This window comes from Pseudomonas sp. FBCC-B1565 (assembly GCF_059133265.1).
On the sequence record NZ_CP101438.1, the window covers coordinates 1345178 to 1365142 of the forward strand.

Consider the following 19965-nt stretch of genomic DNA (forward strand, 5'->3'; position numbering starts at 1 on the left):
GGGCAAGCCCCCTCCCACATTTTGATATCCAATAGGTAGAAGGCTACTTTTTCTGTTTGGGGATACGCACCAGCTGGCTGTCGGAATAGATGTCATGCCAGCTGCGTTTGCGCTTATCAAACAGCGACCAGATAAACCCCAGCCCCACGCACAACCACGACGCAATCGACACCACGAAGCGCAACAGCGCCTGCCACAGGCTGATCCGCGAGCCGTCAGCGTTCTGTACGCGTACGCCCCACACCTGCATGCCCAGGGTCTGCCCGGAATGGGTCCAGAACTTGGCGAAAAAGCCAAACAGCACAAACAACAGAATCGTCGATAACAACGGGTCGCCATCCAGCGCGCCGGATTCGGTGAGGGTGCGCATCCTGGCTTCACCGACAAACGCGATCCAGATCAGCTTGTAGATAAACGCTGTGACGATCAGCAGTGCGGTGCATAGCAGGAAATCATAGAACATCGCTGCCAGGCGACGGCCCAGGCCAACGGCGGGGAATTCGCCTTGGGGGCTCAGCAGGGGTTTCAACATGGCAGGGCTCTCTTATGAAAAAAAGCCATTTTACGAGCAAATGCACATAAAAAAGCCCCTGATGTCACCATCAGGGGCTTTTTGTCGCAGAAGAACTCAGTGGTTTTCTGCCAGTACTTCGTCAGCCTGCATGCCTTTCTGGCCTTGCACAGCAACGAATGTCACTTTCTGGCCTTCTTTCAGGCTCTTGAAGCCGTTGCCCTGAATAGCGCGGAAATGCACGAACAGATCCGGACCGCTTTCTGGAGTGATAAAACCAAACCCTTTCTCGTCGTTAAACCACTTGACGGTACCGCTCTGACGTTCAGCCATTTTCTTATTTCCTTGACGCTAAAAATTAATGACAGCCCCTTTCGCATGAAAGAGTACTGGGCTGGGTTGCAGGAAAGTAAGAGACGTCGAACGGGTTGTAGCGGACTTCTTCAGCTACTGCCCAGGTCCAGGTTCCAAGCGACCCATGCAAACACAGTGGGCAAACTCTACGCCAACTAATAGAGAAAAAACAAGCCCTGCCAAAAGCCCAGGTTTTGCTGGGGCTCATGACACTTTGTTGAACAGTGTGGAACTGACTTATTCGATAGAGTTGGTCACTTGTTATAGGTTGATCCCTCTATAAAAGACTATCGGAAGTGCACTGTTTTATGGCGATTGCGTTACAGATTAGTGCACGTTAACGCAATCGCGTTACTTATAGAAACAGTCAATCAGCCACGATAGTAACGTTGTGGCACAAATGGCATTTTACTTACACGAAGTGGCACCTTTTTCCCACGCACCAACGCAGAGACTTCGGTATCCAGTGCGATGAATGCGCTGTCCAGGTAACCCATGGCCAGCGGGCCGCCGAGGGTCGGGCCGAAACCGCCGCTGCACACGCTGCCGATCACGGTGCCGTCTGCGTCGACAATTTCCGCGCCTTCACGCACGGGCGTACGCTCCTGTGGCAGCAGGCCTACACGTTTGCGGCTCACGCCGGCTTGCTGCTGGGTGAAGATGGTGTCGGCACCGGGAAAGCCACCGGCACGCGCACCGTCGGCACGGCGGGCCTTCGAGATAGCCCACAACAGGCTGGCCTCGATCGGGGTGGTGTCGGTATTCATGTCGTGGCCGTAGAGGCACAGGCCGGCTTCCAGGCGCAACGAGTCGCGGGCGCCCAGGCCGATGGCCTGTACTTCGGTCTCGGCCAGCAGGCTGCGCGCCAGGCTTTCCGCGTTGGCGGCAGGCACGGAGATTTCGAAGCCGTCCTCACCGGTGTAGCCCGAACGGCTGACATAGCAGTCCACGCCCAGCAGGCGCAGGGAAGCGAATTGCATGAAGGTCATCTTGGTCACTTCCGGTGCCAGGCGCGCCAGTACCTTGACTGCCGCCGGGCCCTGCAGCGCCAGCAATGCACGCTCTTCGAACAGCGGCTCGATGGTGCACTGGTCGCCGATATGCTGGCGCAGGTGCGCCAGGTCCTGGTCCTTGCAGGCCGCATTGACCACCAGGAACAGTTCGTCGTTACCCAGGTTCGCCACCATCAGGTCATCGAGAATGCCGCCCTGGTCATTGGTGAACATCGCGTAACGCTGCATGCCCACCGGCAGATCGATGATGTCGACCGGCACCAGGGTTTCCAGGGCCTTGGCGGCGTTGGCACCGGTGAGGCGGATCTGGCCCATGTGGGACACATCGAACAAGCCGGCTTGATCACGGGTGTGCAGGTGTTCCTTCATCACGCCCAGCGGGTATTGCACTGGCATGTCGTAGCCGGCGAAGGGCACCATGCGTGCGCCCAGTTCGAGGTGCAGGGCGTGCAGAGGGGTTTTCAACAGGGTTTCGGTGGACATATTCAGCTCCTGAAAAACGTGCTGGCGCGCTTTTAGGCGTCAGCACTCGATAATGTTGACCGCCAAACCGCCACGGGCGGTTTCCTTGTATTTGCTTTTCATGTCGGCGCCGGTCTGGCGCATGGTGCGGATGACCTTGTCGAGGGACACAAAGTGCTGCCCATCGCCGCGCAAGGCCATGCGCACTGCGTTGATCGCCTTGACCGAGCCCATGGCGTTACGCTCGATGCAGGGCACCTGCACCAGTCCGCCGATCGGGTCGCAGGTCAAGCCGAGGTTGTGCTCCATGCCGATTTCGGCGGCGTTTTCCACCTGGGACACGCTGCCGCCCAATACTTCGCACAACGCACCGGCGGCCATGGAACAGGCCACGCCGACCTCGCCCTGGCAGCCGACTTCGGCGCCGGAGATCGAGGCGTTTTCTTTGTACAGAATGCCGATGGCGGCCGCGGTGAGCAGGAAGCGCACTACGCCGTCCTCATTCGCGCCAGGGATAAAACGCATGTAGTAATGCAGCACCGCCGGCACGATCCCGGCCGCACCATTGGTGGGCGCCGTGACCACGCGCCCGCCGTTGGCGTTTTCTTCGTTGACCGCCAGGGCGTAGAGGTTGACCCAATCGAGCACCGACAGCGGGTCGCGCAACGCCGACTCCGGGTTCTTGCACAGCTGGCGATGCAGGGCCGCCGCGCGTCGCTTGACCTTCAATCCACCGGGCAGGATCCCTTCGTTGCGACAACCGGCGTCCACGCAGTCCTGCATCACCTGCCAGATTTTCAGCAAACCGGCGCGGGTTTCCGCTTCCGGGCGCCAGGCGCTTTCATTGGTCAGCATCACCTGGCTGATGGACAGCCCGTAAGTGGTGCAATGGCTCAGCAAGTCCTTGGCGTGCTTGAACGGGAAGGTCAGGGGCGTGGCGTCTTCGACAATCCGGTCGGCGCCGGCGGCGTCTTCGTCCACCACAAAACCACCGCCGACCGAGTAGTACTCGCGGCTGCGGATCTGGATGTGGGCGGCGTCGAAGGCACGAAAAATCATGCCGTTGGGATGGTAGGCGAGGGGTTTGCGAATCATCGCCAGGTGTTCTTTCTCGCTGAACGCAATGCGGTGTTCACCGAGCAGGTTCAGGTGGCCGTCCTTGCGCATCTGCGCCAGGCGTGTTGCCACGGTTTCGGTATTCACGGTGTCCGGGTGTTCGCCTTCCAGGCCCAGCAGTACGGCTTTGTCGCTGCCGTGGCCTTTGCCGGTGGCGCCCAGCGACCCATAGAGTTCCACGTTGACGCAGGTGGTGGCGCCCAGCAGGTGGTCACGCTTGAGACCCTCGACGAATCGAGCGGCCGCACGCATCGGGCCGACGGTGTGGGAGCTGGAGGGGCCAATGCCAATCTTGAACAGGTCGAACACGCTAAGGGACATGGTTGTTCTCCGGTTTCTTATTATTTTCTGAAAGTTGACTCGATCTAGTGTGGGAGGGGGCTTGCCCCCGATGACGGTGTGTCAGTCAGCTTATCTGTGGCTGATGCACCGCATTCGGGGGCAAGCCCCCTCCCACATTTGTACCCAATGCATCCTTTGGTTATGCGTAGCTCTCGATCGAAGGGCACGCACACACCAGATTACGGTCACCAAACACGTTGTCGACACGCCCCACCGGCGGCCAGTACTTGCCTTCGATCAACGATGGCACTGGATACACCGCCTGTTCGCGGGTGTAGGGGTGGGTCCACTCACTCACCAGTTCGGCGGCGGTGTGCGGGGCGTTTTTCAGGGGGTTGTCGTCCTTGTCCAGCGTGCCGTTCTCCACTGCGCGGATTTCTTCGCGGATGGCGATCATGGCGTTGCAGAAACGGTCCAGTTCCTCCTTGGATTCGCTTTCGGTCGGCTCGATCATCAAGGTGCCGGCCACTGGGAACGACATGGTCGGCGCATGGAAGCCGAAGTCGATCAGGCGCTTGGCCACGTCATCCACGCTGATGCCGCTGCTGTCCTTCAGCGGGCGCAGATCCAGGATGCATTCGTGAGCCACCAGGCCGTTGCTGCCGGTGTACAGCACCGGGTAGTGCTCTTCCAGGCGACGGGAAATGTAGTTGGCATTCAGGATCGCCAATTGCGAAGCGCGCTTGAGGCCCGCACCGCCCATCATGCTGATGTACATCCAGGTGATCGGGAGGATGCTTGCGCTGCCGAACGGCGCTGCGCACACCGCGCCTTCCTTGCGTTCCATGGCCGCGTGGCCAGGCAGGAACGGTGTGAGGTGCGACTTGACGCCAATCGGACCGACGCCCGGGCCGCCACCGCCGTGGGGGATGCAGAAGGTCTTGTGCAGGTTCAGGTGGGACACGTCGCCACCGAACTTGCCTGGGGCGCACAGGCCAACCATGGCGTTCATGTTGGCGCCGTCGATGTACACCTGGCCGCCGTTGTCGTGAATGATGCCGCAGATTTCGCGGATGCCTTCTTCGAACACACCGTGGGTCGATGGGTAGGTGATCATCAGCGCGGCGAGGTGCTCGCGGTGCTCGATGGCCTTGGCGCGCAGGTCTTCGATGTCGACGTTGCCACGGGCGTCGCACGCGGTGACGACCACGCGCATGCCGGCCATGTTGGCGGTTGCCGGGTTGGTGCCGTGGGCTGACGACGGGATCAGGCAGATGTCGCGGCGTTCTTCGCCACGGCTCTGGTGGTAGGCACGGATGGCCAGGAGGCCGGCGTACTCACCCTGGGAACCGGCGTTCGGTTGCAACGAGATCGCGTCGTAGCCGGTAGCCGCGCAGAGCATCGCTTCCAGTTCGGACGTCAGTTGCAGGTAGCCGGCGCTTTGTTCGGCCGGGGCGAACGGGTGCAGGGCACCGAACTCGGCCCAGGTCACCGGGATCATTTCGCTGGCGGCGTTGAGCTTCATGGTGCACGAGCCCAGCGGGATCATGGTGCGGTCCAGCGCCAGGTCCTTGTCGGCCAGTTTGCGCAGGTAGCGCATCAGCTCGGTTTCGGAGTGGTAGCGGTTGAATACCGGGTGGCTGAGCACAGGCGACTGACGCAGCAGGGCGGTCGGCAGGGTGCTTTCAACCTTGGCAGCGAAGTCCGGCAGGGCCTTGCCGTCGGCGAAGATCGCCCACAGGGTTTCGATATCGGCCTGGGTGGTGGTTTCGTCCACCGACACACCAAGATGCTCGCCGTCCACGACGCGCAGGTTGATGCTCTGGGCACGGGCCTTTTCGTGCAGGGCGGCAGTGTTGGCGCCGGTGTTCAGGGTAATTGTGTCGAAGAAGTGGGTTTGCTCGACGTTCTGGCCCAGGGCAGTCAGGCCCTTGGCCAGGATCGCGGTCAACTGGTGCACACGTCGGGCGATCTGGGTCAGGCCCTTGGGACCGTGGTACACGGCGTACATGCTGGCGATGTTGGCCAGCAATACCTGGGCGGTGCAGATGTTCGACGTGGCTTTCTCGCGGCGGATATGTTGCTCGCGGGTCTGCATGGCCAGGCGCAGGGCCGGCTTGCCGAAACGGTCGACGGACACGCCGACCAGACGGCCCGGCATGTCGCGCTTGAACGCATCCTTGGTGGAGAAGTACGCCGCGTGCGGGCCACCAAAGCCCAGCGGCACGCCGAAGCGTTGCGCGCTGCCGATGGCCACGTCGGCGCCGAACTCACCCGGCGGGGTCAGCAGGGTCAGGGCCAGCAGGTCGGCGGCCACGGCCACCAGGGCATTGGCGGCGTGGAAGCGCTCCGTCAGTTCGCGGTAGTCGAACACGTCACCGTTGCTGGCCGGGTATTGCAGCAGGGCGCCGAAGAATGGGCTGACGTCGCTCAGTTCGCGCTCATCGCCCACCACCACGTCGATGCCCAGCGGCTCGGCACGGGTGCGCAGCACGTCGAGGGTCTGCGGGTGACTGTGGATCGAGGCGAAGAAGGCGTTGCTGCCCTTGTTCTTGCTCAGGCGCTTGCAGAAGGTCATGGCTTCGGCGGCGGCGGTGGCTTCGTCGAGCAGGGAGGCGTTGGCGATCGGCAGGCCGGTGAGGTCGCTGATCAGGGTCTGGAAGTTCAGCAGCGCTTCCAGGCGGCCTTGGGAAATCTCGGGTTGGTACGGGGTGTAGGCGGTGTACCAGGCCGGGTTTTCCAGGAGGTTGCGCAGGATTGGCGACGGCGTGTGGCAGTTGTAGTAGCCCTGGCCGATGTAGGTCTTGAACAGTTGGTTCTTGCCGGCGATGGCCTTGATCTTGGCCAGGGCTTCGGCTTCGCTCAGGCCGTCTTCCAGGCCGAGCACGCTGGTGCCCTTGATGCTTTCCGGGATCACGCTGGCGCTCAGGGCTTCCAGGGAGTCAAAACCCAGGCTGGCGAGCATCTGCTGCTCATCTTCCTGGCGCGGGCCGATGTGGCGGGCGATGAATTCGTTGGCGGTGGTGAGATTAACGGTCATGGCGCGCTCCTCAAGCTTCAGCGTTGGCTTTGATCAGGCGATCGTACGCGTCCTGATCCAACAGTTTAGCGACTGCCCCGGCATCGGCCGGTTTAAAGCGGAAGAACCAACCTTCGCCCATCGGGTCTTCGTTGACCAACTCCGGGCTGCCGTCGAGCTTGTCGTTCACTTCGAGGACTTCCCCGTCCAGAGGCATGTACACGCCGCTGGCGGCCTTGACCGATTCCACGGTGGACGCCTCGGCGCCCTTGTCGTAGGCCTGCAACTCCGGCAGTTGCACGAAAACCACATCACCCAGCGCGTTCTGCGCGAAAGCGGTGATACCCACGGTGACGCTGCCGTCAGCTTCGGCGCGCAGCCATTCGTGATCTTCAGTGAAACGCAACTCGCTCATGGAAACTCCTCAGGGCCAGATTCGTCTGGTGGACGGGATTGGAATAATGGGGAGTTGCTTAGCAATATCGCGGCCAACGTCATTAAGCCTATATAAATCAATGACTTGATAGAATTGGTTATGACGATATGCATTTTGCCTGTAGCGATTTCGCTACAGTTGGGCCTGTGAAAAAAAGCCTATGTGGATCAAAGCCTTGCATGGCGCGCAAAAAACAGGGTTGTAGCGATATCGTTACGCTGTAGCGCTTTCAGTACACGCGATGTCGTTCTCAGACCAACATTTGCAATGCGCTCCGACATTTTTAACCATGTCACTCAAGGCTTGTTGGGAATGCCGTACTTGCGCAGACGATGGGCAATCGCCGTATGGGACGTCTGCAACCGGCTGGCCAGTTGTCGAGTCGAGGGGTAGCTGGTGTAGAGCGTTTCCAGCAGGTTGCGCTCGAAGTCTTCCACCGCCTGTTCCAGGCTGTCGATTTCGCCGTCGCTCTGGCGCGCCACCGAGGTGCCGGCGATGTCGAGGTCGCCGATATCCACCAGGCTGCTTTCGCAGATGGCGGCGGCGCGGAAGATCACGTTCTGCAACTGCCGCACGTTGCCTGGCCAGCGGTTGCCCAGCAGCGCCGGGTAAGTGCCGGGCGCCAGGCGGCAAACCGGACGCTGGATCTGCGCACAGGCCTGCTGCATGAAATAGCGGGCCAGCAACAGGATGTCCTGGCCGCGTGCACGCAGGGGCGGCACTTCGACGTTGAGCACGTTGAGGCGGTAGAACAGGTCTTCGCGGAAGGTGCCTTCGCTGACCATCTTCTCCAGGTCGCGGTGGGTGGCGCTGAGGATGCGCACATTGACCTTCACTTCACGGTCGCCGCCAACGCGTCGGAAGCTGCCGTCATTGAGAAAACGCAGCAGCTTGGCCTGCAGGTACGGCGACATCTCGCCGATTTCATCGAGGAACACCGTGCCCTGGTTAGCCAGTTCCATCAGGCCTGGCTTGCCACCGCGTTGCGCGCCGGTAAAGGCGCCGGGCGCATAGCCGAACAGTTCGCTTTCGGCGAGGTTTTCCGGCAGCGCCGCGCAGTTCAAGGCCAGGAACGGCGCACTGTGGCGGGCACTGATGGCGTGGCAGGCACGCGCCACCAGTTCTTTGCCGGTGCCCGTCTCGCCCTGGATCAACAGCGGCGCATCCAGCGCCGCCACCCGCTGCGCACGCGCCTTGAGGGTGCGGATCACCGGGGACTCGCCAAGCAGCGCATCAAACCCTTCGGCATGGTCATGGTGCAGCGCCGACAGTTGTTCGCCGATGCGGTTGGGTTGATACAGGGTGAGCAAGGCGCCCGCGTCGGTGATCGGCGTGGCGTCCAGCAGCAGGGTCTGGCCGTTGACGCTGATCTCGCGCAGCGGCAAGCGAAAGCCGTGTTCCAGCAAGGTGTCGAGCAGCGCCGGGTCATTAAACAGCTCGCTGATGCTTTCGCCGGCCGGTTCGCGGCCATACAGGGCGATCAGCGCCGGGTTGGCCAGCAGGATCTTGCCCGCGCTGTCCAGCGCCAGCACCGGGTCGGTCATGGCGGCCAGCAGGGCGTCGAGTTGCAGGTGACGGCGTTGGCCGGGGAGGATGTCCACCACGGTCACCGCCTGCACGCCATGCACGCTGAACAGCGCGTCGCGCAGCTCTTCGAGCACCTCGGCGCTGAGGGTCGGCGCGTCTATGTAGACGTTGGGCGGCACCATCTCCACCGCATCCAGGTTGAGATTGCGCCCACCGAGCAGGGCCAGGACTTCCTGGGTGATGCCGACGCGGTCGATGAAGCTGACGTGGATACGCATGGGGCGCTAACGATTCTAGGGAGCGAGAGGCGGCAAGTATGCCTTGCAGAGGGTGGAGATCAAAATGTGGGAGGGGCTTGCCCCCGATAGTGGTGTGTCAGTCAGCCAATTTGTAACTGATGCACCGCTATCGGGGGCAAGCCCCCTCCCACAGTTGGAGCAGAGTTGTGCCAGTTATTCCAGGTGTTCCGGCTTGATCGGATCCCCGGCCTTCACATCCAATTGATGCCGCACATCCTCGAACATCAGGTCGTACTGCTTGTGCATCGAGCCATTCAACACCGCGACCTTAGGCATCCCATACTTCTGCGCGATGTTCATCGCATGCCGCGCAAAGTCGAATGCCTGGTCCTTGGGCAGGAAGAACTCTTCCTTGAGGTCCTTGCCCTGCACCGAGCCATGCAGCTTGAACAGCATGCCCTTGCCTTCCTTTGGGTCCTGGCTGACTTCGTAGTCGATGCACAGGTTGTAGCTGTAGTCCTGAGCATTCAGCGCGTGACGTTCAACATGCAAGTGACCGGGTTCAAAGGTGGCCATAGGCGTCTCTCCTCTACTTCACAGATAGGTGATGCCAGGTGTTGCCGTACTGATGCGTGTACCGGCACTGCCCTGGACGATGGCTTCGATGTCCGAGAGTGAACCGATGACGGCGGTTTTGCCAGTCTTGCGGGCGAACTCGCAGGCCGCTTGGACCTTGGGCCCCATGGAACCGGCGGCGAAGCCGAGCTTTTCCATTTCGTCGGGGTGGGCCTGGCCGATGGCTTTCTGGGTCGGCTTGCCGTAGTCGATGAAGGCCGCGTTGACGTCGGTGGCGATCACCAGCAGGTCGGCCTCCAGTTGCGAGGCCAGCAACGAAGAACACAAGTCTTTGTCGATCACGGCCTCAATCCCGCGCAGTTTGCCGTCTTCCCCATACATCGTCGGGATGCCGCCACCGCCGGCGCAGATGACGATGGCGCTTTTTTCCAGCAGCCACTTGATCGGGCGGATTTCAAAGATGCGTTTGGGCCGTGGGCTGGCGACCACGCGACGGTACTTGTCACCATCCGGCGCAATGGCCCAGCCTTTTTCGGCGGCGAGTTTCTCCGCTTCGGCCTTGGAATACACCGGGCCTATGGGCTTGGTCGGGTTCTTGAAGGCGGGGTCCTTGGCGTCCACTTCCACTTGGGTGAGCAGGGTAGCGAAGGGCACTTCGAAGTCCAGCAGGTTGCCCAGTTCCTGTTCGATGATGTAGCCGATCATGCCTTCGGTTTCGGCGCCGAGCACGTCCAGCGGGTATGGCGAGACCTGGGTGTAGGCCGCTGCCTGCAACGACAGCAGGCCGACTTGCGGGCCATTGCCGTGGGCGATCACCAGCTCGTTGCCGGCATGGATCTTGGCGATCTGTTCGGTGGCGATGCGGATATTGGCGCGTTGGTTGTCCGCGGTCATGGGTTCACCACGGCGGAGCAGGGCGTTGCCGCCCAGGGCTACGACGATGCGCATAAAGAATGTCCTTCTGATGAAATTCATCGTTGTGAACGCGGTTAGTGTGGGAGGGGGCTTGCCCCCGATTGCGGTGTTTCAGCCAGCACTTTTATTACTGATGTACCGTTATCGGGGGCAAGCCCCCTCCCACATTTTTTAGATATCTGCGAGTGCCGACACCAGAATCGCCTTGATGGTATGCATGCGGTTTTCCGCCTGCTCGAACGCGATGTTGGCCGGCGACTCAAACACCTCTTCGGTCACTTCCACGCCATTGGCCAGGTTTGGATACCGCGCGGCGATGTCCTTGCCCACCTTGGTTTCGCTGTTGTGGAACGCCGGCAGGCAGTGCATGAATTTCACCCGTGGGTTGCCCGAGGCTTTCATCATCTTGGCGTTGACCTGGTACGGCAGCAGTTGCTCGATGCGCTCGTCCCACGCTTCCACCGGCTCGCCCATGGACACCCAGATATCGGTGTGGATGAAGTCCACGCCTTTCACTGCTTCCTTCGGGTCTTCGGTGATGGTGATGCGTGCGCCGCTTTCTTCGGCAAACGCCTGGCATTGCTTGATGAAGTCCGCGTGCGGCCACAGCGCTTTGGGTGCGCCGATGCGCACGTCCATGCCCAGCTTGGCGCCGATCATCAGCAGCGAATTGCCCATGTTGTAGCGCGCATCCCCCAGGTAGGCGTAGCTGATGTCATGCAGCGGCTTGTCGCTGTGCTCGCGCATGGTCAGGGTGTCGGCGATCATTTGGGTCGGGTGGAATTCGGCGGTGAGGCCGTTGAACACCGGCACGCCGGCGAACTTGGCCAGCTCTTCGACGATTTCCTGCTCGAAGCCACGGTACTCGATCGCATCAAACATGCGCCCGAGCACGCGGGCGGTGTCTTTCATGCTTTCCTTGTGGCCGATCTGCGACGACACCGGGTCGATGTAGGTGACGTGGGCGCCCTGGTCATGGGCGGCGACTTCGAACGCGCAGCGGGTGCGGGTCGAGGTCTTTTCGAAGATCAGCGCGATGTTCTTGCCTTGCAGGTGCGGACGCTCGGTGCCGGTGTATTTGGCGCGCTTGAGGTCGCGGGACAGGTCCAGCAGGTAGTGCAGCTCGCGGGTGGTGTGGTGCATCAGCGACAGCAGGCTGCGGTTGCGCATGTTGAAAGCCATGATGGAGTCTCCTTAGTAGTCGATTGGGTCGCGGATGATCGGGCAGGTCATGCAGTGGCCGCCGCCACGGCCCCGGCCGAGCTCACCGGCGCTGATAGTGATGACTTCCACCCCGGCCTTGCGTAGCAGGGTGTTGGTGTAGGTGTTGCGGTCGTAACCGATCACCACGCCAGGCTCTACCGCCACCACGTTGTTGCCGTCATCCCATTGTTCGCGCTCGGCGGCGAAGCTGTTGCCGCCGGTCTCGACCACACGCAGTGCCTTGAGGTTGAGGGCCGCGGCGACGGTTTCGAGGAAGTTGGTTTTCTCGCGTTGGATGTCGATGCCGTGTGGCTTGCTTTCATCCGGGCGCAGGGTGAAGGGCACGATCTGGTTGACCACTTCGGGGAAGATGGTCACCAGGTCGCGGTCGCAGAAGCTGAACACGGTGTCCAGGTGCATCGCCGCGCGGGATTTCGGCAGGCCGGCGACGATCACGCGTTCCACCGCCTTGTTCTTGAACAGGTTGCGCGCCAGTTGACCGATGGCCTGGTGGGACGAGCGCTCGCCCATGCCGATCAAGACCACGCCGTTGCCAATCGGCATCACGTCGCCGCCTTCCAGGGTGGAGGCGCCGTGCTCCTGGTCGGGGTCGCCGTACCAGATCTGGAAGTCGGCGTTGGTGAACTCGGGGTGGAACTTGTAGATGGCCGAGGCCAGCAGGGTTTCCTGGCGTCGCGCCGGCCAGTACATCGGGTTGAGCGTCACGCCGCCGTAGATCCAGCAGGTGGTGTCGCGGGTGAACTGGGTGTTGGGCAGCGGCGGCAGGATGAAGCTGGAATGCCCGAGGAAGTCGCGGAACATTTCGATGGTCTTGCCGCCGAAGCTGCTCGGCAGGTCATCGGCCGACACGCCACCGATCAGGTACTCGGCGATCTTGCGCGGCTCAAGGCTGCGCAGCCAGGAGCTGACTTCCTCGACCAGGCCCAGGCCCACGGTGTTGGAGGTAATCTTGCGCTCCAGGATCCAGTCCAGCGCTTCGGGGATGGCGACGATGTCGGTGAGCAGGTTGTGCATTTCCAGCACATCAATATCCCGCTCGCGCATCTTGGTCACGAAGTCGAAGTGGTCGCGCTTGGCCTGGGCCACCCACAGCACGTCATCGAACAGCAGTTCATCGCAGTTGTTGGGGGTCAGCCGCTGGTGGGCCAAACCTGGGGAGCACACCATGACTTTGCGCAGTTTGCCGGCTTCGGAATGTACGCCGTACTTCACTTTTTCCGTGGTCATTACAGATCCTCCAGTCAGAATTACAGAGTCAGGAAGCCGTCGTAGAGCCCATAGGCCGCCACCAGGGCGCCAATGACTACTGCGGCGAAAATCAGCTTCTCGACGTTGGTGAAAATCGGTTTGCCCAGTTCATGCTTGGCCTTGGCGAACAGGATCGCGCCGGGGGCGTAGAGCAGGGCGGAGAGCAGCAGGTATTTGGTGCCGCCGGCGTAGAGCAGCCAGACCGCGTAGATCAGGGCGATGGCGCCGATGAACAGGTCTTTCTTGCGTTCGCGCAGGGCGTTTTCATAGGTCTCGCCGCGCACCGCCAGCAGCAACGCGTAGGCCGCCGACCACAGGTAGGGCACCAGGATCATCGAGGTGGCGAGGTAGATCAGCGACAGGTAGGTGCTGGCGGAAAACAGCGTGATCACCAGGAATATCTGCACCATGGCGTTGGTCAGCCACAGGGCGTTGGCCGGTACGTGGTTGGCGTTCTCCTTGCGCAGGAACTCCGGCATGGTGTGGTCCTTGGCGGCGGCGAACATGATCTCCGCACACAGCAGCACCCACGACAGCAGCGCCCCCAGCAGCGAGATGATCAAGCCGACGCTGATCAGCACCGCGCCCCAGTGGCCCACCACATGCTCCAGCACGGCGGCCATCGACGGGTTCTGCAACTTGGCGAGCTCCGGCTGGGTCATGATCCCCAGGGACAGCACGTTCACCAGCATCAGGAACAGCAGCACGGTGATAAAGCCGATCACGGTGGCCTTGCCGACGTCGGAGCGTTTTTCCGCACGGGACGAGAAGATGCTCGCGCCTTCGATGCCGATGAACACCCACACGGTGACCAGCATCATGTTGCGCACCTGGTTCATCACACTGCCCAGGTCGGGGTTTTTCACGCCCCAGATGTCAGCGGTGAAGATCTCCAGCTTGAAGGCGAACAGCGCAATCAGCACGAACAGCACCAGCGGCACGACCTTGGCGACGGTGGTCACCAGGTTGATGAACGCCGCTTCCTTGATCCCGCGCAGTACCAGGAAGTGCACGGCCCACAGCAGCACCGAGGCGCCGATCACCGCAGCCGGCGTGTTGCCTTCGCCGAAAATGGGGAAGAAGTAACCCAGGGTGCTGAACAGCAACACGAAGTAACCGACGTTGCCCAGCCACGCACTGATCCAGTAACCCCAGGCGGACGAGAAACCCATGTAGTCGCCGAAACCGGCCTTGGCGTAGGCGTATACGCCACCGTCGAGGTCGGGCTTGCGGTTGGCGAGGGTCTGGAACACAAAGGCGAGGGTCAACATGCCGATGGCGGTAATCACCCAACCAATCAATACCGCGCCGACATCGGCACTGGCGGCCATGTTTTGCGGCAGTGAAAAGATCCCGCCGCCAATCATCGAGCCCACGACAAGTGCAACCAGTGCGCCCAGTCGAAGTTTTCCGGGAGATTCAGACATCGCATAACTCCAATGCAGGAGAAGAGAGACCACAGAATAAATCCGTGCGCTAATCAAACAGCTGACTCAGATCACTTCATTGGCACATTCCATTGTGAATTAATGACTTAGGCTGGAAACTCGTGGGCGATAAGAATCCTCGGAAAGTATTGACGCAGAGCCATTCTTTCCTTTTGGTTAATCATTTAGTCAGCGCTATGGAGGTTTTAAGCTAGACCGTATTCTTGAATATGCAAACATTTCGAAAGGCGTTTCGCGAACGGTCAGACAATCCGATATTTAAATTCTAAATAAGACTAAACTCGAATGCCTGACATGCGATTGCGTTATGAGCCTCTTGGTTTTATCGCCTTCACTAATAAACGCTACACTCGCTGAGTTAATTAGCCGAGTGCACCGTTGTCAGCTCAAGTTGTTGTTCATTCAGGAGTGTTCATGTCTCAACCGGCCCAGAAACTGCGACTTGGTGCCCTGATTGCCCTGGTGGTGGGCTCGATGATCGGCGGCGGGATTTTTTCCTTGCCACAAAACATGGCCGCACGCGCCGAGGTGGGGGCCGTGTTAATCGGTTGGGCAATCACCGCGGTCGGCATGCTGACCCTGGCCTTCGTGTTCCAGACCCTGGCCAATCGCAAGCCCGAACTGGATTCGGGCGTGTATGCCTACGCCAAGGCCGGGTTCGGTGACTACATGGGGTTCTCGTCGGCCTGGGGCTACTGGATCAGCGCGTGGATGGGCAACGTCGGTTACTTCGTGTTGCTGTTCAGTACCCTAGGCTATTTTTTTCCGGTGTTCGGCCAGGGCAACACGCCGGTGGCGATCGGCTGTGCCTCGTTGCTGCTGTGGGCCGTGCATTTCCTGGTGTTGCGCGGGATCAAGGAGGCGGCGTTCATCAACCAGATCACCACGGTGGCGAAGATCGTGCCGCTGCTGATGTTTATCGTGATCGCCGCCGTGGCGTTCAAGGCGGATATCTTCACTCGCGATATCTGGGGCCTGGGCAACCCGAATATGGGCAACGTGGTGGACCAGGTGCGCAACATGATGCTGGTCACCGTGTTTGTGTTTATCGGCATCGAGGGTGCCAGCGTGTACTCGGCGCGGGCCGAGAAACGCTCGGACGTGGGCCGCGCCACGCTGATCGGTTTTCTCGGCGTGCTGGCCCTGTTGGTGCTGGTGAATGTGCTGTCCCTGGGCATCATGAGCCAGCCGGAACTCGCGCAATTGCAAAACCCGTCCCTGGCCGGCGTGCTGGAACATATCGTCGGCCCCTGGGGGGCGATGGCGATCAGCATCGGCCTGGCGGTGTCACTGGTCGGTGCCTTGCTGTCCTGGGCGCTGCTCTGTGCGGAAATCCTCTACGCCACGGCCCATGACAAGACCATGCCGGCGTTCCTGAAAAAGGAAAACGCCAACCAGGTGCCGGTCAACGCGCTGTGGCTGACCAATGTGATGATCCAGGTGTTCCTGGTGATCACGCTGTTTTCCCACAGCACCTACACCACCCTGATTTACCTGGCCTCGTCGATGATCCTGGTGCCCTACCTGTGGTCGGCGGCGTATGCCGTGTTATTGAGCGGGCGCGGCGAAACCTACGAAGATGCCCACGGCCAGCGTTTGAAGGACTTGCTGGTGGGCCTGATCGCTCTCGGCTACGCCGTGTGGCTGCTGTATGCCGGGGGCTTGAAGTACCTGCTGCTGTCGGCGCTGTTGTATGCACCGGGGGTGATCCTGTTTGCCCTCGCCAAGCGTGAGCAGCGCCAGCCCTTGTTTACCCACATGGAAAAAGGCATTTTCAGCTGTGTGATCACCGGCGCGGGGCTGGCGGCGTATGGGCTGTACAGCGGGGTGTTGTCGTTGTGAGACTGGCGTATCAGCCGCCTTATGATTGGGCGGCGATGGTGGGGTTTCTGTCGGCGCGGGCGATCGGCGGGATGGAGACGGTCGAGGCGGGGGTGTACCGGCGCAGTATCAGCCTCGGCGGGCAGCACGGCTGGATCAGCGTGGCACTGGGGGATGGCGATTGGCTAGACGTCGAGGTGGGTTCTCCAGACCCGGCGGCGTTGCCTGAGATCGAACGGCGCCTGCGCACGATGTTCGATCTGGATGCGCAGCCCCAGTTGATCAACCCGCAATTGGCGACGGATCCCTTGATGGCGCAGTTGGTCGCGGCCCGTCCGGGCCTGCGCGTGCCGGGCACCTGGGATGGCCTGGAACTGGCGATTCGTGCGGTGCTGGGCCAGCAGATTACCGTGGTGGCGGCGATTCGCCTAGCGGGCAAGCTGGTGGCGCAATATGGCCAGCCGCTGGAGACGCCGTACGTCGGTATCACCCATGTGTTCCCCTCGGCCGAAGTATTGGCGGCAGCGGACCTGGCCACCCTGGGAATGCCGAAGGCGCGTGGACGGACCTTGTCCGGCGTCGCGCAGGCGTTGCTGGATGACCCTCAGCTGTTCGAAGCCAAGGCCAGCCTCAAGGATGGTGTGGCCCGGCTGGTGGCGTTGCCGGGGATTGGCGACTGGACCGCGCAATACATCGCCATGCGCCAGATGCGCGAGACGGATGCGTTTGCGTCGGGGGATATCGGCTTGATCAATGCGCTGGCGGCGTTGGAGGGCGGGCCGGTGTCGGCGCGGCAGTTGCTGGCGCGGGCCGAGGCGTGGCGGCCGTTGCGGGCGTATGCGGCGCAGCATTTGTGGACTTCGTTGCAACGGGTGGATTGATAGTGACGGTACGGGCCTCATCGGGGGCAAGCCCCCTCCCACAGTTTGATTTGTGAACAACATCCAAAAATGTGGGAGGGGGCTTGCCCCCGATGGCGATAGTCGAGTCACCACTGCGCTCGGTGTGAACCCAGTTCCCCAGCCGGCAGATCCCACTGCAACGGCGTGCCGCTGATAGTCACCGGCGGCAACAATCGATGCGCCTGGCCCCAGGCCGTCTGTTCCACTACCAGGCCTTGATCGCTCGGTTGCTCGGCCCGCAATGCCGGCTGCTCCGGCACCTGCCCGGCGTCCACCAGCAACTTCGCCGTACGCGCCAACGACAACCGCGCCGAACCGCCACGGCCGGTTTTCAACCGTTCGCTCAATGCCCGAATCGCACTGGCCGCCATCAAATACCCGGTGGCGTGATCCAGTGCCTGCAACGGCAGCGGCACCGGTTTGTCCGCGTGTTTCCAGGCCATGCCTGCGGCGGCAATCCCGCTGCTCATCTGCACCAGGCTGTCGAAACCCCGGCGGTTGCGCCACGGGCCGCTCCAACCGTAGGCGTTGAGGCTCACGTCGATCAGGCCGGGGGCAATGGCTTGCAGGGCGCTGGCGGTGTAGCCCAATTGCTCCAGGGCGTCGGCGCGGTAGCCGTGGAACACAATGTCGGCGTCCTTGAGCAGGCTTTCGAAAACCAGCCGGCCTTGGGCGCTCTTCAAGTCCCGGCGGGCGCAGCGTTTGCCCAGGGTCATTTCCGGCACTACGCCGGGCTCGTTCCAGGTCGGTGAGTCGATGCGCAATACATCCGCACCCAGCCCTGCGAGGAAACGGCTGGCCACCGGGCCGGCCAGCACGCGGGTCAGGTCCAATACCTTGAGGCCCGCCAGTGGACGCGCCACCGAGCCGAGCCAGGGTTTGTCGACGGAGGTTGCCAAGGTCTGGCGCTGCACCAGTGCCTCGGCATTGACGGCCAGGCCCTGAGGGTGGGTTTGCCAGGCTTGCCAGGTACGCATCTGCGCGGCACAACCGCCTTCATCGACAATCGCCTGTTCCAGTTCGGCGGCATTCCAATTGGCTACCTTGCCGGCCATCGCGATGCGATCAGCCACCTTGCCCAGTACCCGTTCAGCGGCGGCGCGGTGATGGGGCGCGTTGGTGTGCAGGCGAATCCAGCCATCGGCGCAGGCGTAGTCACCGGCCACCGGGTCCCACAGCGGTGGCGTTTTCCAGCCTATCGGGCGAATCGATGACGAGAACCAGAAGGACGCCAGTCGCCGGTCCACACTCACGCCGGGCAGTCGCCCGGTCTGTTGCAAGATCAACTGGGCCACGGCCTGGCCGGCGGCACCGATACTGGCAACCGCCAGGTCGGTGACGGCAAAGGCCGAGGGCAGGACGCCGGCTTCGGTGCTGGTCAGCGGCGTGCGCGGTAGATCGAGTGCGGCTTGGATGGGAGTCAGCAGGTCAGTCATCAACGGCCCTCCGTAAGAGAAGGGCCACTATAGAAGATGATCAGGCCGGTGTGACAATCCCAGGTTCCAGCGGCAGATCGATACTGGCGATAAAACCGCCTTGGGCATGATTGGCCAGGAACAGGTTGCCGCCATGGCGCTCGGCGGCGCGACGGGCAATCGCCAGACCCAGACCGTGGCCTTGTGCGGTCTGGCCTGGGGCGCGATAGAACGGTTCGCCCAATTGGCTCAGGTGTTCGGCGTCAACGCCGGGGCCGTGGTCGCGCACGCTGATCACAATATGCTCGCCGTGAAGGTGGGCGTGTAGCTCGATCGGCTGGCCCGGCGGGTTGAAGCGCTGGGCGTTGCGCAGCAGGTTATCCACTGCCCGTTCGATCATGGTCGGCCACCCCTTGAGGTGCAGTTCGGTGTCGGTGGTGAGCTGCACCACCTGATCCGGCGCGCTGAGCTGTGCGTCTTTTTGCAGGGTCTTGAGCAACGGGTTGAGGTCGATTTCTTCGGCGCTGGCGTTATCGGCATCGACGCGGGCCAGTACCAGAATCTCGCTGATCAGAGCCTCCAGGCGATCACATTCGCGGGTCAGGCGAGGCCAGAGTCTTTCGCGTTCTTCGGGGCTGGCGCGTTCAGCCAAGGCCAGGGCGATGCGCAGGCGGGCCAGGGGCGAGCGCAGTTCGTGGGACACGTCGCGCAGCAACTGGCGCTGGCTGCCGATCAGGCTTTGCAGGCGCGCGCCCATGCGGTTGAAGTCGGTGGCCAGTACGCCGAACTCATCGCGCCGGTTGGCCAGTTGCGCCAGGCTGTTTTGTTGGTAGGTGGCTTGCCCAAGGTCATGCACTGCGCCGCGCAGTCGGCTTAAGGGGCGCGTGATGGACAGTGTGACGAACAGGCTGAACAGGGTCAGCACCACCAAGGCGATGACCAATGCGCTCAAAGGCCATGTCAGGCTGCTGCGATGCCATTCGTCCAGTTCCGGGTGCGGGATGCGGTAGATCAACAGGTAAGTGTCGCCGGTCTTCTCACTGGTGTATTCAGCGGTCAGGCGGCGCCAGGGCAGGTGGCCGTCCTTGCTATCGTTCTGGCGGGCTTCGAAGGCGGCGGCGCGGCGTGGGAAGGTGCCGCGCACCACCGGCTCGCCGCTTTCGTTCAGCACCTGCACGTCGATGTGGTACTGGCGTTTGCGCTGTTGCAGCAACTCCTGGGCAGCGTCCTCACCCTGGGTTTCGTAGAGTTGGGTCCACTCTTCGGCCAGGTTGTTGAGGCCAGGGTGACGGCTGAGAATCCAGGCATCTTGATTGAGCATATGCCCAAGCAGGATCGACAACCCGGCAACCAAGGCGATGGCCAGCCAGAAACTGGCCAGGATGCGCCAGAACAATGAACGCACAGGAAACCCTCAAGCAGGAAAAGCCCAGTGGCGGGGGCCACTGGGCTGGGAG

Annotated in this window: 16 protein-coding genes; 2 read left to right on the forward strand and 14 right to left on the reverse strand. The window is 61.7% G+C overall.

Annotated elements, in window-relative coordinates; genetic code table 11:
* Positions 1-43: 43 nt before the first annotated feature.
* The 12 genes from NL123_RS06375 to arcD (NL123_RS06430) all read right to left on the reverse strand — a co-directional run bounded on the left by NL123_RS06375 (position 44) and on the right by arcD (NL123_RS06430) (position 14349).
* Complete coding sequence (locus tag NL123_RS06375) at positions 44-532, reverse strand: RDD family protein (protein ID WP_494357422.1); 489 nt, start codon at positions 530-532, stop codon at positions 44-46.
* 96 nt (positions 533-628) lie between these two features.
* Positions 629-844 (reverse strand): cold-shock protein, encoded by a 216-nt coding sequence (locus NL123_RS06380; RefSeq protein WP_248484028.1) that lies wholly within the window; start codon positions 842-844, stop codon positions 629-631.
* Between the two features lie 392 nt (positions 845-1236).
* Positions 1237-2361 carry a glycine cleavage system aminomethyltransferase GcvT gene (gcvT, locus tag NL123_RS06385; protein ID WP_494357423.1) on the reverse strand — a complete coding sequence of 375 codons (1125 nt, stop codon included), beginning with the start codon at positions 2359-2361 and terminating at the stop codon, positions 1237-1239.
* 39 nt (positions 2362-2400) lie between these two features.
* Positions 2401-3777: an L-serine ammonia-lyase gene (locus NL123_RS06390; RefSeq protein WP_494357424.1), complete on the reverse strand. Its 1377-nt coding sequence runs from the start codon at positions 3775-3777 to the stop codon at positions 2401-2403.
* Between the two features lie 160 nt (positions 3778-3937).
* The gene (gene gcvP, locus NL123_RS06395) at positions 3938-6778 is read right to left on the reverse strand and encodes an aminomethyl-transferring glycine dehydrogenase (RefSeq protein ID WP_494357425.1); all 2841 of its coding nucleotides are present in this window, start codon (positions 6776-6778) and stop codon (positions 3938-3940) included.
* A 10-nt stretch (positions 6779-6788) separates the two neighbouring features.
* Positions 6789-7172, reverse strand: coding sequence for a glycine cleavage system protein GcvH (gcvH, locus tag NL123_RS06400; protein ID WP_010208126.1), 384 nt, complete (start codon positions 7170-7172; stop codon positions 6789-6791).
* A gap of 317 nt (positions 7173-7489) precedes the next feature.
* Positions 7490-8998, reverse strand: a complete 1509-nt coding sequence (gene gcsR / locus NL123_RS06405; protein ID WP_095017427.1) for a transcriptional regulator GcsR — start codon at positions 8996-8998, stop codon at positions 7490-7492.
* 174 nt (positions 8999-9172) lie between these two features.
* Positions 9173-9535: a DUF5064 family protein gene (locus NL123_RS06410; protein ID WP_058423256.1), complete on the reverse strand. Its 363-nt coding sequence runs from the start codon at positions 9533-9535 to the stop codon at positions 9173-9175.
* A gap of 18 nt (positions 9536-9553) precedes the next feature.
* Positions 9554-10483 carry a carbamate kinase gene (gene arcC, locus NL123_RS06415; RefSeq protein WP_310863295.1) on the reverse strand — a complete coding sequence of 310 codons (930 nt, stop codon included), beginning with the start codon at positions 10481-10483 and terminating at the stop codon, positions 9554-9556.
* A gap of 138 nt (positions 10484-10621) precedes the next feature.
* A complete protein-coding gene (locus tag NL123_RS06420) occupies positions 10622-11632 on the reverse strand; it encodes an ornithine carbamoyltransferase (protein ID WP_058423254.1) in 1011 nt (336 codons plus the stop codon).
* A gap of 12 nt (positions 11633-11644) precedes the next feature.
* The gene (gene arcA, locus NL123_RS06425; protein ID WP_248484017.1) at positions 11645-12901 is read right to left on the reverse strand and encodes an arginine deiminase; all 1257 of its coding nucleotides are present in this window, start codon (positions 12899-12901) and stop codon (positions 11645-11647) included.
* 20 nt (positions 12902-12921) lie between these two features.
* The gene (gene arcD / locus NL123_RS06430; RefSeq protein ID WP_494357426.1) at positions 12922-14349 is read right to left on the reverse strand and encodes an arginine-ornithine antiporter; all 1428 of its coding nucleotides are present in this window, start codon (positions 14347-14349) and stop codon (positions 12922-12924) included.
* A 435-nt stretch (positions 14350-14784) separates the two neighbouring features.
* Between arcD (NL123_RS06430) and arcD (NL123_RS06435) the strand changes: the two genes are divergently transcribed.
* Together arcD (NL123_RS06435) and NL123_RS06440 are read left to right on the forward strand one after the other, a co-directional pair.
* The gene (gene arcD, locus NL123_RS06435; protein WP_494357427.1) at positions 14785-16212 is read left to right on the forward strand and encodes an arginine-ornithine antiporter; all 1428 of its coding nucleotides are present in this window, start codon (positions 14785-14787) and stop codon (positions 16210-16212) included.
* Positions 16209-17072 carry a DNA-3-methyladenine glycosylase family protein gene (locus NL123_RS06440; protein ID WP_248484011.1) on the forward strand — a complete coding sequence of 288 codons (864 nt, stop codon included), beginning with the start codon at positions 16209-16211 and terminating at the stop codon, positions 17070-17072. Before arcD (NL123_RS06435) ends, NL123_RS06440 begins: the two co-directional genes overlap by 4 nt.
* 107 nt (positions 17073-17179) lie before the next feature.
* Here the strand turns inward: NL123_RS06440 and NL123_RS06445 are convergent, their stop codons facing one another.
* A complete protein-coding gene (locus tag NL123_RS06445) occupies positions 17180-18529 on the reverse strand; it encodes a CoA transferase (protein WP_494357428.1) in 1350 nt (449 codons plus the stop codon).
* 40 nt (positions 18530-18569) lie between these two features.
* Positions 18570-19913 carry a sensor histidine kinase gene (locus tag NL123_RS06450; protein WP_248484007.1) on the reverse strand — a complete coding sequence of 448 codons (1344 nt, stop codon included), beginning with the start codon at positions 19911-19913 and terminating at the stop codon, positions 18570-18572.
* Positions 19914-19965: the final 52 nt, after the last annotated feature.

What these genes read in the sequence shown, in the direction of transcription:
- NL123_RS06375 (WP_494357422.1), bottom strand. Translation starts at nt 532, where the DNA reads ATGTTGAAACCCCTGCTGAGCCCCCAAGGCGAATTCCCCGCCGTTGGC.
- NL123_RS06380 (WP_248484028.1), bottom strand. Translation starts at nt 844, where the DNA reads ATGGCTGAACGTCAGAGCGGTACCGTCAAGTGGTTTAACGACGAGAAA.
- gcvT (WP_494357423.1), bottom strand. Translation starts at nt 2,361, where the DNA reads ATGTCCACCGAAACCCTGTTGAAAACCCCTCTGCACGCCCTGCACCTC.
- NL123_RS06390 (WP_494357424.1), bottom strand. Translation starts at nt 3,777, where the DNA reads ATGTCCCTTAGCGTGTTCGACCTGTTCAAGATTGGCATTGGCCCCTCC.
- gcvP (WP_494357425.1), bottom strand. Translation starts at nt 6,778, where the DNA reads ATGACCGTTAATCTCACCACCGCCAACGAATTCATCGCCCGCCACATC.
- gcvH (WP_010208126.1), bottom strand. Translation starts at nt 7,172, where the DNA reads ATGAGCGAGTTGCGTTTCACTGAAGATCACGAATGGCTGCGCGCCGAA.
- gcsR (WP_095017427.1), bottom strand. Translation starts at nt 8,998, where the DNA reads ATGCGTATCCACGTCAGCTTCATCGACCGCGTCGGCATCACCCAGGAA.
- NL123_RS06410 (WP_058423256.1), bottom strand. Translation starts at nt 9,535, where the DNA reads ATGGCCACCTTTGAACCCGGTCACTTGCATGTTGAACGTCACGCGCTG.
- arcC (WP_310863295.1), bottom strand. Translation starts at nt 10,483, where the DNA reads ATGCGCATCGTCGTAGCCCTGGGCGGCAACGCCCTGCTCCGCCGTGGT.
- NL123_RS06420 (WP_058423254.1), bottom strand. Translation starts at nt 11,632, where the DNA reads ATGGCTTTCAACATGCGCAACCGCAGCCTGCTGTCGCTGATGCACCAC.
- arcA (WP_248484017.1), bottom strand. Translation starts at nt 12,901, where the DNA reads ATGACCACGGAAAAAGTGAAGTACGGCGTACATTCCGAAGCCGGCAAA.
- arcD (WP_494357426.1), bottom strand. Translation starts at nt 14,349, where the DNA reads ATGTCTGAATCTCCCGGAAAACTTCGACTGGGCGCACTGGTTGCACTT.
- arcD (WP_494357427.1), top strand. Translation starts at nt 14,785, where the DNA reads ATGTCTCAACCGGCCCAGAAACTGCGACTTGGTGCCCTGATTGCCCTG.
- NL123_RS06445 (WP_494357428.1), bottom strand. Translation starts at nt 18,529, where the DNA reads ATGACTGACCTGCTGACTCCCATCCAAGCCGCACTCGATCTACCGCGC.